Below are 13,440 nucleotides of genomic sequence, written 5' to 3'. Positions count from 1 at the left end.
CCGTTCGGTTCGCACGACGATCAGGTCGATGCGCTGTCGCGCGCCTTCGCGCTGCTGATCCCCCGGCGGCCGATGCGGATCTCGGACGCGGCGCTCGCGGCGGTATCGCGGCCCGACCGCAGGAATCGCGCGCGAGCCTTCGCGTCGCCGATCACACGCCGCTCGTTGCTCGCTCTCGAGGAAAGGGGTGATGAAACGCCTTGCACGGTAACGCGGGGCTTGGCTGATGGACGAACACGCGCTCGTGCAGCGAATCGTCCGTATGAAATGCACCGGGGCTTTCTCGGCGCAGTTGCTCGGCCGCAGCATCGATGGCCTGAATTCTGTCGTTGGCGCGCGCAGTAGACGCGGCAATCGTGAGCGAGTGACGCTGCTCGTGGGTCAGATACACAAAGATCTCCTGCAAATCTTGTTGGATGCCTGCTGACGGCGTTTGACCGCGATGGCGTCATTTGAAGGTAGCGACTTGCTTGCATCACCGCCCATCAGATTGTGCTGAAACTCGTTGCGCACTGGCTTGGTCGCACCTCGATCCGCATGACTGCGCAAACGGCTGCACCGGGTGGCCAGAGCGAGCCGGAAGCAGCAAGACACCTTGATATCTGCCAAATTCACGACGGGGCGCTCGGCGTGCTCGGTGCGCCGGCGCCACGCGTGCAGGCGTTCACGCTGCCGCAGGCGCGCCCGGCGTCATGGCGCAGGATGCGAATCTCGCGTGCGATTCGGCGTGCGATGCAAACTTCCGCTGGGCGCTGGGTGGCCTTTTCGCCGAAGGGCTTGGGTTTCTTGGTTATCCTTACCTCGACGAACTCACCTGGCGCCCCGAATACCGGCGGCCCGCCGAGATTCTGGCGAAGGAAATGACGCGCAAGTGGATCCAGCTACATGGCACGGTTGACGACGACAAGAGCGAGAAGATCGCGGCGATCGACACCGAGATGAAGCGCCTGGGTGTACAGGCGGCGTTTCGCAAGGTCGCCGAGCAGGACGGCTTCTTCGGACGCGCGCAGCTGTTCCTCGACATGGGCGATAACCGCCCCGAAGAGTTGATCACGCTGCTGGCGGACAGCCGCGCCAAGATCGGCCTCGGCAGCCTGAAGGGCCTACGCGTGATCCGAGCCGATCTCCGATCCACTGCGCAGCGGTTTCTATCAACCGCAGACGTGGTTCGTAATGAACCGGCAGGTGCATGCGAACCGGCTGCGACCTTCGTATCGCGCCCGCTGCCGGATTTGCTCAAGCCGCGTATGCGTTCGGGGGCTTGAGCCTGTCGCAGATCGCCAAGCCCTACGTCGATAACTGGCTGCGCACGCGCCAGAGCGTGTCCGATCTGCTGCACTCGTTCAGCATAATGGTGCTCAAGACCAACCTTGCAGCGGTGCTCAACGCGGAAGGGGCCGAGCAGATGCTGCGGCGCGCGGTGCTGTTGAATCAAGCGCGCGACAACCGGCATCTGATGATGATCGATCGCGACACCGAGGATTTCGCCAACCTGTCGGCGCCGCTGGGCAGTCTCGATCGTCTGCAGGCGCAATCGCAGGAACACATGGCGGCGGTCACCGGCATCCCGCTGATCGTGCTGTTAGGCATCACGCCCTCGGGGCTGACGCGACCAGCGAGGGCCAGCTGCGCACCTTTTACGCGTGGATAGAGGCGCAGCAGGAAGCGCTGTTCATCGCGCCTCTTGAACGTGATCCAACTGTCGCTATTCGGCGAGATCGACGCGGACATCGGCTTCAGCTATGTGCAGCTATAGGCGCTGTCGGAAGAGCAGCTCGCCAATAGGCGCAAAGTCGAAGCCGACACCGACATCGAACTGATCAACGCGGGTGTCATTAGCCCGGACGAGGCGCGTGTGCGACTGGCCGCGCAGGAAGGCGGTCCGTATGCGTCGCTGGATCTGAGCGAGGCCGCGCCCGAGTCGCCGCTGGAACAACTGAGCACGGTGGGCGGGGCGGAACTGACGTTCCAGCACGCGTAGCAAAGTCGATGCGCCGAACTATCGCGCAAAGAAACCCGGATTGGCGCAGGAGACAACGCGGGACGCCAGTCCGCAGACATCGGTCCCCCGCAGGGTGAGAATAATTACCTCATGAACAGCGCGGGAGCGAACACGCCGTCTTTTGAGGAGAACACAACGGTACGCCCTGTTGCGTTCCGCACGCAGATGCCGATCGTCTGAGCGCCCGACGCGATGGCGCTCTTGACATAGTTCGTCACGTCGTTGAGTCGGCGAATGTTGGCGTTGTCGAGGTAGATACCACCAACCGACTGCGTCGAACAGTCGACCGCTTGTGGCAACGGCGAGCTTTCGTTCCAGCCCGACGCCGCAGCATAAAGATTGAGCATGATCGCACTTGTGTCCGTGACGTTTTGCCCCTGCGTTTGCAGGAACGCCTTGCTCCAGGGATAGTCGCTCGTGTTGGAGGGCGTCGAAAACTTCAGGAAGATGATGTCACCAGGGCCCACCTGAGGCGTCGGACCGGTGGTAGTGGTCACACCCGTGGAGTTCATCCACGCATCTCCAATGGCTGGCGCATAGAAGGTCGGAATTTGATTGTCGCAGGCGACGTTTGCATTCGAGCATTTATCGATCGCGTACTGCATGCTATCGATCTTCCATCCATTGATGAAGTCGGCGTGCGCCGTGTACAGCGAACCCCACATCGGCATCCATGTACCATTCGTCAGCATCGGGTCCATGGAAAGCTGAGCCGTCGAAAGATCCGGGTTTTGTCCAAGCGAATACTGAACGTTCACCTGCAACTCGGGAATTTTGATCGGGTAACTTGCGGGACACGTACCATCCAACTGCCGATACGCCATGTTGATAATCTGATTGGCAAAATCAGGCTTCAGATGCACGCCGTCCCAGCAGTCGGGGAAGTGCACGGAGATGTCGAGTTGTGAATAGGTGCCGCTTGCGTCCGTTACCACGGGGCAGTTTGTCGGCGCAATCGTCGTGTAGCCGCCGCCCCGGCACAGATAGTTGATCTGGGGCTTCGGGCTGTTCGACATGTGATCTCCCGCCAGCATTTGCAGCCCCGCGGGAATGGGCGAGAGTGAAACGACGGGTTGATCGTTCTTGTAGTAGGTCTTCGCGAAGTCGGGCTGCACAATGCCCGACGCGCGTTTTAGTTGCGGCACCCAGTAAGCGGATATGTCCGACGTACTGTCGCAGGTCGTCACCTTATTGGTGAGTAGCGTGCTGTAATCGCTATATGCATCGGTTTTCGTGTTGCCGAAAAAGTCATGCATCATCGCCTGGCCGGGCTGGCCGTAATGCACGATTGAGTCGTCGGGAAGTGAATGCGAGTAGGTACATTTTGCGTTGAACTGGCCGCCGGCGAACGCTGCTGGTGAATATGCTGTTATCAGGTACGCCGCGAACAGGAGCAGAGTCGAAACAATCTTATTCTTCACTGGCGTTCCTGGAACGGTGAGCGTCTATTAAGCCGATGTGGTCATCACATCAGCGATCGAGCAAGTAGCATACAAAGGCCGACTCTAATATGTTATCCCGATCGAGCGAAATCGCTATCAAGCACGACTGAATTCCGCGGCACGGGGAGGCGGCATGCGGGACATATCGTGTTATTACAGTGCTGCCGCGCGCACGGCGGGCAGCGCCGAGTTGAAGTTCCAGCCCGCGTAGTGAACGACAGTCATGAACGGAGATGCGCCGAGCGCGAAGCCGGTGACGCTCGTACCGGTGCGTCCGAATCAGGGCTTCGAGGCGGCGTTCCGGCGGCGGCTCACGCGTCTTGTCGATCTAATGCACACGAGCCTCGTCTACTGGCTGCGGGCGTGCTGGCGCGCGAACGAATCCGAATTGGCGCAGGACGCCAGCCCTGCACGCGTGCTTCGTCGAACGATAGCGAAGCTTTCGCGGCGCTGGCAGCGGCGCTTTGACGAAATCGCGCTGGCGCTGGCGCAAAGGTTCGCCGACAGTGCGATGGGGCGCGCCGATGGCGCGTTCCAGTCGTCGCTTAAGCGCGCGGGTTTCGTGGTCGATTTTCGGCTCACGCGCGAGGCCAACGACGCGCCGCAGGCGACCATTGGCGCGAACGTCGTACTGATTCGTTCGATCGCGGCCGAGCCTCTGGCGGATGCCGAAGGAATCGTGATGCGCCGCGTGCAGCCTGGTCAGGCGCTCGGTGATTTGACGAATCAACTGCAGGAACGCTACGGTTTCACGCGCCATCGGGCGGCGCTCATCGCGCGCGACCAGAACAGCAAGGCGACCGCGACGGTGGTGTGCGTGCGGCAGGAAGGGCTTGGCATTACCGAGGCGATCTGGCTGCGTAGTCACGGCGGCAAGCATCTGCGATGCTTCGCACCTCGCTGCGGATGGCAAGCGCTACAAGATCAGCGAAGGGGTTTGTCTCGACGGCGTGTGGACGTGGCCGGGGCGCGAGCCGAACTGCCGGTGCGTTAGTCGGTCGGTCATTCTGGGGCTCGATGCGTGACTAAGTGGCTCACTCCTTACGGTCGAACTTGTTCACGCAAAATTCGAGCATTGCGATGGTTCGGTCCATTTCCTGCATCAGGCCCCACGCCCAGAAGTTCATCAAATAGAATGCGGGGACGAGGAAAACGAGCGCACGAGCAAGTGGGAACTCTTCATGCGCCCAAAGGGTGGCTGCAACGCCGACGAACGCAGCGATAGCGGGGAAAAAGCCGATCTTATCCAATGCTCCGGCAAACATTCCGCCACGCCGTTCAAATGCACGCCGCTCATGGGCATACTGAGCGAGGACGAAGCGCACGGCTTCGTGATCGCATCGTAGCAGTTGGCTGACTAATGGCAGGTCGAGCAACGACGCATCCCTTACCGATGAGAGCAGCGGGGCGAACGGTGTCTTGCGGAGGCGGTTGAAGAACGGGATTGCACCGCCAATTCCGATAAATGAAGCGGCTAGGATAAGACATGCCGCCAACAGTGCGACGACGAACAGAGCATCACGCAAACGGTCCTTCTGGAACACCGAACTAAGCAGGATGAGAACGAGCAACGCGACCAATATCGCTATGGAATGTTCTACGAGGATTGATCCAGCCTTCTTGAACCACTGTTCCGCCGGCGTTTCATCCCGCATTCTACGTGTGCGTGTAGTAAGCGCATCAACGATCCTATGTACGTCGAGAACGTCCTCCTCTCGAATAACCGAGCCTGCCTTCTGATCTAACATGTGCTTTCCGCGTGCAGAGTGAGTTTGAGGGAAGTCTGGTCCTTGCCCAGGCGAGCTCAGTCGCGGGCACGACAGCATCGCCCGCTTTCATTGCCGTTGGGCTTCCGTATTGAAGCCGGTCGTTGATGCGCCGTCACATAGTCTTGATGCGGGCGGTCGATAACTCGAGTCCCAGCAGGCCCAACAATGCGACGAAGACGAAACCACCGAAGTAATACCAGAAAGCGACATCGATGTCGAAGTAGCGAAAGGACGCGATCAATGCGTAGAGTGCTATGCCAATCGCGGCGAGCGAGACGAATAAGAGGCCGACATACGCTAACTGGTGCTTCATGGTCGGCGGGGTATCGAGAGTCATTGAAATTCTTTCACGTGGTAACACGATTGGAATGTGATTTAATTGATTGAGTCTTGTTATGCCCGTCGCTTTTTTCGGCTAAGGGAGCGTGGAAGATTACGAACTGGGAGGCTAGGCATACGATCATGCCTAGCAACTGCGCTCCGCGCATGAAAGAAAAGAAGCTGCTCTTACCGCCCACTTGAAAATGAACAGTTCCAACGTTTGCGATCACGCCTCTTGCGCTGATTGTTGGCGCCGTTGGTCCACGCAGGGCGTCAGGCGTCCCGACTATGAAGCGGGCGAGCAGAAATCCTCCTACGGTAGCTGTGCCGATTCGCCAGAAGGCGGTAAGTTGACACGACGCGCAGTTCTCGATCGCAGAGATGAGCGAGACGTTCAGACATGCTGCAATCGCGGCGCACGCGGCGACGATTGAGAGCGTAATAGACATGGATCGTTGAAATGTCATGTGACTTGAGGATCCCTTAAAGCGGACATCCCGACATTAGACGGCTTGAGCAGAATTGCAGCGCGCATTCTAGAGGAGGGAGCGATGCAATTGAGATAATTTGTCGCGCAATCTTGCATCTCTAATTCAAGATGGAGCCTTGCGTAGGCGAACGGTATGTCAGACGGTGATCAACCCATTGATAGCGATTCCGTTGTATATGTTGCTTCTTGACTATTTTCGCGAAACGCACGTATGTAACGACGACGTCTCGCAAGCGCGCAGAGAAAAGAGCAACGGAGGGTCGGAATGGCTTCCATTTCCAGCGATCTGCGCTGTCTCGCCTTCAACTGCGCCTCGGTTCGCACCTACGATCACGACGGCCCTGCACGTCACCATCACGCCCATCAGCAAGGCCAACGTATGCCCTTACCTCGGCGGCGAAGTCCCCGATCGCGAATCGCTTGGACTGGATGCGCAGCGTACCTACCGGCTGCTGCGCGATCCTGACGAACTTGCACGCGCCGCGCCGACCTTCAACCGCATCCCGCTGGTCGACGCGTTCGACGAGACGGGCCGCGAGCACATTCAGGTGTCCGTCGCGTCGCCGAAGAAAGAGATCGTGGTCGGCAGCACAGGCAGCGATGCGGTGTTCGACACGCCGAATCTGCGCAACAATCTCGTTGTGTGGGATGCCAAGGCGATTCGCGGCGTCGAGGACGACACGCGCCGCGAGATCTCGTCGGCGTACTACTACCGCGCTGACATGACGCCGGGCATGTTCGAAGGCGAGCCTTACGACGGCGTGATGCGTGATATCCGCGGCAATCACGTTGCGCTGGTGCGTGCGGGTAGAGCCGGACCGGATGTCGCTGTAGGGGATGCCAAACCGGGTGATTCAAAACCGGGCGATTCAGCGCTGAAGAGGACCATCATGGCAAGCACTGTTCCGAAACTCACGCGCCGTGGCGAGTTCGTGCATGGGGCGCTGGCGGCGTTCCGCCCCGGCGCTGGCCTCGGGCCTGAACCCGGTGCTCGCGGGCCTCACGCGGGCGAACTGGCTTGCCGGCAAGGAATCAATTCTCGCGTCGCTGAAGCCGAAGCTCGCGACCTGCGCACTCTCGCAATGCGCGCGGTCCTGCTCAATCTGCTAGTCGCCCCCATTGCGATTCTGAACAGGCCAACTGGAACGACTTCTGCTCGGCGCGACCACGCAAACGCCGCTGATGCTGCGCGGGCGTGGCGCTCACGAAAGTCGCGTAACTCACTCGCTGGCGAATCTGATTATGCGCAAGCGATTGTTCTGCGTGCTGCTCGCGCTACTTGCGTTGGGTGCCTGCACCTTCGTCCAAATCGAGGGTGGCCACAATACCCTCAGCGATATCGGCGGGCATGGCGGCGGCATCCAGCTACGTGAGCGCGCGAGCGGGGCGACCCCGCATCCGCACCTCTTTTCCCCGCAGCACTCACCGCGACCCCAAGGTGTCCCATGAAAGCGAAGATCGACAATCTCGGCGACGCGCCGATCCGTGTCATCGTCGATCACGACACGGTGAACGATACCGTGCTCGAAGGGCGCGACCGTCGCGTTCGACAGCGCGCGCGAAGGCGTCATCGAGTTGCGCGAGCTTGGTGATACCGACCGCAGAAGAGCGCGAGCAACCATAGTCGGGCGCATCGGCGGTGACGACGACAGATGCAGCGTTTCGCGCCCAAGGGCGATCGACGCAAAGTGATTAGATTTCAGAAATTTCTCACTATTACGCAATCTTCTGTTGTTTGATAATCCCGCGATGTTTCGGTACTGCTAATCGCTGTTCCGCTCTCAAATTTTCACCCAAAACAATGAATAAAAACTGTCATCGGCTTGTGATGAGCAAGCTTCGGGGAATGCTGTGTGCAGTGGCCGAGTTCGCGTCCTCGCACAGTGGCGGCGAACGTGCCACGTCTGGCGCGCCGGCCTATGAAGCGCGCGTGCCGCAGCTTCGACTGATGGCCTTAGCGGCGATGTTGCTGCTGGGTTCGGTTTCGATGGTGGGCTATGCACAGATCGTCGCGGCGCCGGGATCGGGTGCTCAGGTTATTCAGACTCAGAATGGTCTGAATCAGGTGAATGTGGCAAGACCGTCGAGTGCGGGCGTTTCCGTCAATACATTTTCACAGTTTGACGTTCAGCGCCAGGGCGCGATTTTGAACAATTCGCCAACCATTGTTCAAACGCAGCAAGCCGGCTATATAAACGGCAACCAAAATTTACAACCCGGCAACTCGGCGCGCATCATCGTCAATCAGGTGCTCAGCAATGCGCCCTCGCAGCTCAACGGACTTCTTGAGGTCGCCGGGCCTCGTACTGAGGTCGTCATTGCGAACGCCAACGGGTTGATCGTGAACGGTGGCGGCTTCATCAATACGTCGCGCGCGATTTTGACCACCGGCACGCCGAACTATGGACCGAACGGCAGTCTCGCAGGCTTCACGGTGAATGGCGGCACCATCGCTATTCAAGGCGCGGGACTGAACGCATCCAATGTGGATCAGGTCGATCTGCTCGCGCGTGCGATTCAGGTCAATGCTGCTGTCTACGCCAACAATCTCAACGCGGTCGCGGGCGCAAATAACGTGGACCACGATTTGTTGAGTGTGACACCGATTGCGGGCAATGGCGCAGCGCCAGCGCTCGCCATTGACGTGAGTCAATTGGGCGGTATGTATTTCGCAAGGGCTATAGCGCGACAGCGGATGTAAACACCGCTTCCCTTGGTGCGGGACACGAGCTCACTAAATCGGAATGCGGTGTTCCTTCAGCAAGTCAGCATGTCTTCAATTTTTGCGCCGAGGATCAACGGGAAAAGCCGCGCGCGGTTGTATGGGGCGACAGTAGAGCGGACTCGCTGTATTGGGGGACTCGTTCGTGCCTCGACTGCCGACCGACGTTGGGCGCTGATTGGGCGTGCAAGTTGCGCGCCTTTGACCGGCGTGGACCAATTTGACCTTGCGGCGAAAGACGATCCCGAACTGTGCGAAAACGCGAACCGTGTCGCGCTCAAGACTATCGTCGGCGACCGGGACCTGCACGTCGTGGTGCTGGCCGTGGCAGCACGTGATCTCATCGGTCCGAGCTTTACCGACAGCACAACAAAAGCCTTGGACCTGGATGGAGACTTCAATGGAATTGATCGCTCGATCGCCTCATTGAAGCAGGCTGGAAAGAAAGTAGTCCTTGTCATCAACAATCCAACTTCACCCGACCCTCGTGAATGCATGGATCGCAGATTGTCGGGATTGAAGTCTGTCCGTGCTTTGCTCTCGCTGCAGAAGTCTAGTGTCGAATCTGAGCGTTGCACGATCACTTATCGCGCACACCAGAACGCTACTGTGGCTTACCGCGCGATAGTGTCCAGGCTTCAGGCCGGGAACCCCGATCTGCTTGTATTGGACCCGACCCCGATCCTTTGCGATGTTTCCCAAGGCACCTGTCCGATCGCCCGGAACGGGAAATATCTCTATAGCTACGGCGATCACATATCCGATGCGGCTAACGGTCTGATTGCCGCACAACTTCTGCCAGAACTCTCCCACATTGAAGCGCATGCATCACGATAAGCATTACCTAGAGCGTTCAGGGCGTATTGAGCAGTCCGAATGGCATGCGCGCTGCTTCGCGGCTGCTCCTGTGTCTGGCTGGGCACTATGCCGATGCTCTCCGCGACGGCAGCCCATGTGACTCCATCGGACGTCGCAAACGCGGCTCGCACGAACGCCGAACAGCAGCAACAGGTCCAGCAGCCGCGCGACGCACAACAGCGCGCGGCGATTATCGCTACACCAGTCGTCCGCGCTATCATATAGATACAAGATGGTCGTGCTCGATGCGAATCTGTCAGTGCTATTCTCCGTGGCTGATCAGGCGCTGTGCTATGTGACGACCTTCTACGTTCAGAATACAAACGACACACTGTACTACCTCGACGATTTGACCATCGGCAACCGCTACACGGTGTGCGGTTTCGATGGCGAGCAAGTGCTGGCGGCCGAACGCGGCTTCTATTTGCGCAACGAACTGCAGCCGATCGGCAAGGTTGCCGGCATCGCCTACGCACACGTGTTCGGGCCGAACACCGCGTTTCTGGCGGGCACGCAGCTCGTGGGCATGCGTGGCGGTCTGCCGTCGACGTACGTCGTCGCGAGTTACGAGCTGTTCGCCGGCACGCTCATCTACATAGCGTCAGGATTTCCGACGTCTCGCGTGACGGTGGGCTTTCAGGTGACGGCGCAGCTTTAAGAACAGAAGCTTGGCGATCGGCAAGGATCGGACGTAGCGCTGGCCCTCCGGTTCTGCGGATGAAGGATCTCTCATCGGTACGGTCTTGCGACTACTTTCTGTTGTGCACGCGAGGCTCATATCGAAGTTCCGCACACGCATACTGATCGCCGGAATGCGCTGCTGATGCGAGTCCACCCGCGCGATGGGCGGATTCGGTGAAGCGCCGAACGCGTATCCACCGAGTTCTTCGATCTTGCGAGAAAACACGCCTCGCTCACCCTGCCGAACTCGTTCGCAGACGCGCATTAGTTCGTCGATTCCATCGCCTTTGCTTACGATCGCGGCGGCGCCGACGAGCAGTGCACTGACCAATGTGGGCGCGTCGGTCTCAGCGGTGAAAACGATGAACGGCAGTTCGGGATATCGCCGTCTCAGTTCCCGCAAAGGCTTGAGAGGATCAGGCTCGAGCGTACCTTCGCGCATGGGTAGTTCTGTGATGATCAGATCGCATTGCACGCAGGTGAGCATTGAGCGAAGTCGGTCGATCGATGGAGTGGTGATGCTGACACGGTATGGTGAATGCATCTCGAACCAGGCCTTCAGTCCGTGCGTGGTGAATGTGCAACTGTCGGCAATGGCAAGGCGGATGAAATTTCGCAAAACGGTTCTCTCCCAGGCTGTGGCCCAAACATCAAGTACTGTTTATTTATACAGTATAGAACGATCGTTTATAAGCTGGCAACCGGGTTGACAGCCCGATGTGTCTCGGACTTTTCTAGTAGGTGGCGTCGACGCAACGCCATACCATCGCGTGCGCGAGGACAGCGGGACCGGGTATCCCGGTGGGCATGGATCAGTACTTCGACGGCCTTCCGGCCGATCATGCAGTCCTAAGTTCGTTCAGGAGACTTAAGCAAGATGTCGCAACGCAAGACGCCGGGCAACCCGCCCGATGCGAGCCAAAGGATCGGCGTGGCAGAAACCCACCCCTCACTTGCCAAATTACATCAGCGCGCGGCCGAACTCGGCTGGCGCTGCCTGTCACAGGAATGGGCGGGCTATACCGCCCGCTACAACTTTGAATGTGCCAACGGACACCGTTTCGAACGCCATGCGGCGACCGTGTTTTATCACCAGCCCGGCTGCCCCGGGTGCGAGGCCGATGAGATTCGTGAACGCTGGATGGCGTCGGTGACGCAGCGCGGCGGCACGTTGGTGTCAGGTGCGTTCACCGGGCTGCTGGAACGTTATCGCTTGCGATGCGCGAACGGTCACGAATGGGAAGCGCAAGGCCGAAAGATCAGCGAGGGCAGTTGGTGTCCGCAGTGTAGCCGTGCGGCAGCAGGGCAGCGCAGCCGCAGCGCCGATGGACTTGAGCGGCTAAAGGCGGCCGCCTGCGCGAAAGGTGGCCGTTGCCTGGCGCTGCGTTACGTGGGGACGACCGGCGAGTATGAGTGCGAGTGTGGCGAGGGGCATCGGTGGAAGACAACGGGTTCGCATCTGCTGGCCGGTCACTGGTGCGCGCAGTGTGCGGCACAGCAGCGGGGCGCGTCTCTGCGAACGGCCGATGGGCTGGATCGTTTGCAAGCCACTGCCGAGGCGCGGGGCGGCGCATGCTTGACGAACGCCTACACGGGCCGACTCAAGCAGTATCGCTTCCGATGCGCGCGAGGCCACGAATGGGAAACAGAAGGCGGCGTGGTGTTGAACGTTTCGTGGTGCAAGCGATGCGCGGACGATCAGCAGCGCTCGACGTTAGAGCAGATGCAAGAAGTGGCCCTTTCACGTGGGGGACGGTGCCTGAGCGTCGAATATCAGAATAGCAATGCCAAGCTGACCTGGGAGTGCCATCGAGGACACGTCTGGGACGCAGCGCCGAGTTCTGTCCTTCAGGGTAGTTGGTGCATGAACTGTTGGCGACTCGGGATCTCGAAACGCGGCGTAAAGCGCAAACGCTACGATATTGATGGTTGAGCGCGAGGTGACATGCCGGAAGGTTGTGGGAACCCGTCAGTCTTGCAATACCCAGTTCACGATTGGCGTTCCTCGCAGCACCGCTTCGCGTCTCCAGCCTTCCGCCTGCTTCCGAGGTCATCATTCCCCGCAAACAACGCCAAATAATCCGCCGGATCAACCGCCCGATCATCCACGCGCACCTCGAAATGCAAATGCGGCCCGGTCGAGCGACCCGTCGAACCAACCTCGGCGATCGGCTCGCCTGGCTGCACTCTCTCCCCGACGCGCACTTCGATCTTCGACGCATGAGCGTAACGCGTGATGACGCCGTTGCCATGATCGATCTCGACGGCGTTGCCATAGCCGGGCATCGGCCCGGCGTGAGTCACGCGCCCGCCGGCCGCAGCGAGAATAGGCGTGCCCATCGGCGCAGCCATGTCGATGCCTGGATGGAAACTCAGATGGTGCGTGAACGGGTCGAGACGATTGCCAAACAATGAACTGGTGCGCCCGAATGCAATCGGGCGGCGCCCGGGAAAGGCCTTCCACGCTGCCTCGTGCGAGGCCGCACCTTGTTCGAGTGCGTCAACGGTCGTCGAGATGCAGTCGAGTTCCGCGCGAGTGACTTGTGGAGTGGAAAGCGCGCCGGCCGCCGAGCAGGGGCGGGGCGGTAACTCGGGGCCGCCCATGGCACCACCATAAGACGCGCGCGCTGACGCCGCCGTGCTGGTCGCGTTGGCGCGTGGCAATCGTGCACGCAGCCGTTGATCGAAGGCGCTGAGGGTGTCGAGTTGCGTGGCGAGCCGCTCGACGCGCGCATCCAGCGAGGCATTCGCGGCCTGCAGACGCGCGAACTCGGCCGCCGTGTAGGGCGCGGCGGCAACGGCAGGACGCGGAGGTTCGCGATAAACACGCGGCGCCTCTGTGCGACTATGCCCCAGCGCAACTCCGAGGGCCAACGCAAGCATGACTGCCGAGCAAGCTGTGCCGACGATGGTGCGCAGCGCGCCACGACGCATCACGATGTACAGATCGTTTTTCGAGCGCGAGAGAACTGTTTCCAACCCTACCTCCCACTAACCAATGCCATTATTGAGATGGTAGGGATGCCGCGGATCGCGGCCTATCGGACAATTCAGATAAATTTGGGATGAGTACGCGTCCGGTACGAGTAGCATGCCCGCTTGTTCGCAGTCGGCATTCTTTCGGTGTCTCGGACCTTTCCTATACGCGGCGTCGA

General features: G+C 59.7%; 15 protein-coding genes and 2 pseudogenes. 10 read left to right on the top strand and 7 right to left on the bottom strand.

Annotated features, from left to right (window positions below):
* Nucleotides 1–20 precede the first annotated feature (20 nt).
* Nucleotides 21–155 (bottom strand): hypothetical protein, encoded by a 135-nt coding sequence (locus LY284_RS38765; RefSeq protein WP_255724380.1) that lies wholly within the window; start codon nt 153–155, stop codon nt 21–23.
* The gene (locus LY284_RS22385; protein WP_233388008.1) at nt 152–391 is read right to left on the bottom strand and encodes a hypothetical protein; all 240 of its coding nucleotides are present in this window, start codon (nt 389–391) and stop codon (nt 152–154) included. The genes LY284_RS38765 and LY284_RS22385 overlap by 4 nt, the downstream gene beginning before the upstream one ends.
* Before the next feature lie 301 nt (nt 392–692).
* Between LY284_RS22385 and LY284_RS38760 the strand changes: the two genes are divergently transcribed.
* The 3 genes from LY284_RS38760 (at nt 693) to LY284_RS38750 (ending at nt 1,981) form a co-directional block, all read left to right on the top strand.
* Nucleotides 693–1,265 (top strand): anti-CBASS protein Acb1 family protein, encoded by a 573-nt coding sequence (locus LY284_RS38760; RefSeq protein WP_255724379.1) that lies wholly within the window; start codon nt 693–695, stop codon nt 1,263–1,265.
* Complete coding sequence (locus LY284_RS38755; protein ID WP_255724378.1) at nt 1,262–1,651, top strand: anti-CBASS protein Acb1 family protein; 390 nt, start codon at nt 1,262–1,264, stop codon at nt 1,649–1,651. The genes LY284_RS38760 and LY284_RS38755 overlap by 4 nt, the downstream gene beginning before the upstream one ends.
* Before the next feature lie 204 nt (nt 1,652–1,855).
* A complete protein-coding gene (locus LY284_RS38750; RefSeq protein ID WP_255724377.1) occupies nt 1,856–1,981 on the top strand; it encodes a hypothetical protein in 126 nt (41 codons plus the stop codon).
* A gap of 104 nt (nt 1,982–2,085) precedes the next feature.
* Here LY284_RS38750 and LY284_RS22375 read toward each other — a convergent pair whose 3' ends face one another.
* Nucleotides 2,086–3,423 (bottom strand): DUF1996 domain-containing protein, encoded by a 1,338-nt coding sequence (locus LY284_RS22375; RefSeq protein WP_233388007.1) that lies wholly within the window; start codon nt 3,421–3,423, stop codon nt 2,086–2,088.
* Nucleotides 3,424–3,667: 244 nt separating this feature from the next.
* Here LY284_RS22375 and LY284_RS22370 point away from each other — a divergent pair, with 244 nt between their 5' ends.
* On the top strand, nt 3,668–4,438 hold the full coding sequence (locus LY284_RS22370) for a phage head morphogenesis protein (RefSeq protein WP_233388006.1): 771 nt from the start codon (nt 3,668–3,670) through the stop codon (nt 4,436–4,438).
* Nucleotides 4,439–4,478: 40 nt separating this feature from the next.
* Here the strand turns inward: LY284_RS22370 and LY284_RS22365 are convergent, their stop codons facing one another.
* Both LY284_RS22365 and LY284_RS22360 read right to left on the bottom strand, forming a co-directional pair.
* Nucleotides 4,479–5,192, bottom strand: a complete 714-nt coding sequence (locus tag LY284_RS22365) for a hypothetical protein (protein WP_233388005.1) — start codon at nt 5,190–5,192, stop codon at nt 4,479–4,481.
* Between the two features lie 133 nt (nt 5,193–5,325).
* A complete protein-coding gene (locus tag LY284_RS22360; RefSeq protein WP_233388004.1) occupies nt 5,326–5,550 on the bottom strand; it encodes a hypothetical protein in 225 nt (74 codons plus the stop codon).
* A 617-nt stretch (nt 5,551–6,167) separates the two neighbouring features.
* Between LY284_RS22360 and LY284_RS22355 the strand changes: the two genes are divergently transcribed.
* From LY284_RS22355 to LY284_RS22335, 5 genes and pseudogenes are all read left to right on the top strand, one after another.
* Nucleotides 6,168–7,397: a DUF2213 domain-containing protein gene (locus LY284_RS22355; protein WP_233388003.1), complete on the top strand. Its 1,230-nt coding sequence runs from the start codon at nt 6,168–6,170 to the stop codon at nt 7,395–7,397.
* Nucleotides 7,398–7,469: 72 nt separating this feature from the next.
* Nucleotides 7,470–7,616: a hypothetical protein gene (locus LY284_RS22350; protein ID WP_233388002.1), complete on the top strand. Its 147-nt coding sequence runs from the start codon at nt 7,470–7,472 to the stop codon at nt 7,614–7,616.
* Nucleotides 7,617–7,825: 209 nt separating this feature from the next.
* Nucleotides 7,826–8,692 (top strand): annotated as a pseudogene (locus LY284_RS22345) (filamentous hemagglutinin N-terminal domain-containing protein); the annotation flags it as partial.
* Between the two features lie 102 nt (nt 8,693–8,794).
* A complete protein-coding gene (locus LY284_RS22340) occupies nt 8,795–9,583 on the top strand; it encodes an SGNH hydrolase domain-containing protein (RefSeq protein WP_233388001.1) in 789 nt (262 codons plus the stop codon).
* Nucleotides 9,584–9,821: 238 nt separating this feature from the next.
* A pseudogene (locus tag LY284_RS22335) lies at nt 9,822–10,262 on the top strand (ShlB/FhaC/HecB family hemolysin secretion/activation protein); the annotation flags it as partial.
* On the opposite strand, the gene LY284_RS22330 reads toward LY284_RS22335, so the two are convergent.
* Complete coding sequence (locus LY284_RS22330) at nt 10,206–10,904, bottom strand: response regulator (protein ID WP_233388000.1); 699 nt, start codon at nt 10,902–10,904, stop codon at nt 10,206–10,208. The pseudogene LY284_RS22335 and the gene LY284_RS22330 sit on opposite strands and share 57 nt — an antisense overlap.
* Before the next feature lie 258 nt (nt 10,905–11,162).
* Between LY284_RS22330 and LY284_RS22325 the strand changes: the two genes are divergently transcribed.
* The gene (locus tag LY284_RS22325) at nt 11,163–12,218 is read left to right on the top strand and encodes a hypothetical protein (RefSeq protein WP_233387999.1); all 1,056 of its coding nucleotides are present in this window, start codon (nt 11,163–11,165) and stop codon (nt 12,216–12,218) included.
* A 56-nt stretch (nt 12,219–12,274) separates the two neighbouring features.
* On the opposite strand, the gene LY284_RS22320 is transcribed toward LY284_RS22325, so the two are convergent.
* On the bottom strand, nt 12,275–13,264 hold the full coding sequence (locus tag LY284_RS22320) for a M23 family metallopeptidase (RefSeq protein WP_233387998.1): 990 nt from the start codon (nt 13,262–13,264) through the stop codon (nt 12,275–12,277).
* Nucleotides 13,265–13,440 lie beyond the last annotated feature (176 nt).

It is taken from the genome of Caballeronia sp. PC1, from assembly GCF_021353155.1.
Classification (GTDB): Bacteria; Pseudomonadota; Gammaproteobacteria; order Burkholderiales; family Burkholderiaceae; genus Caballeronia; species Caballeronia cordobensis.
The sequence above is the reverse complement of the archived record's forward strand: the minus strand, read 5'-3'. Positions and strand labels throughout refer to the sequence as shown.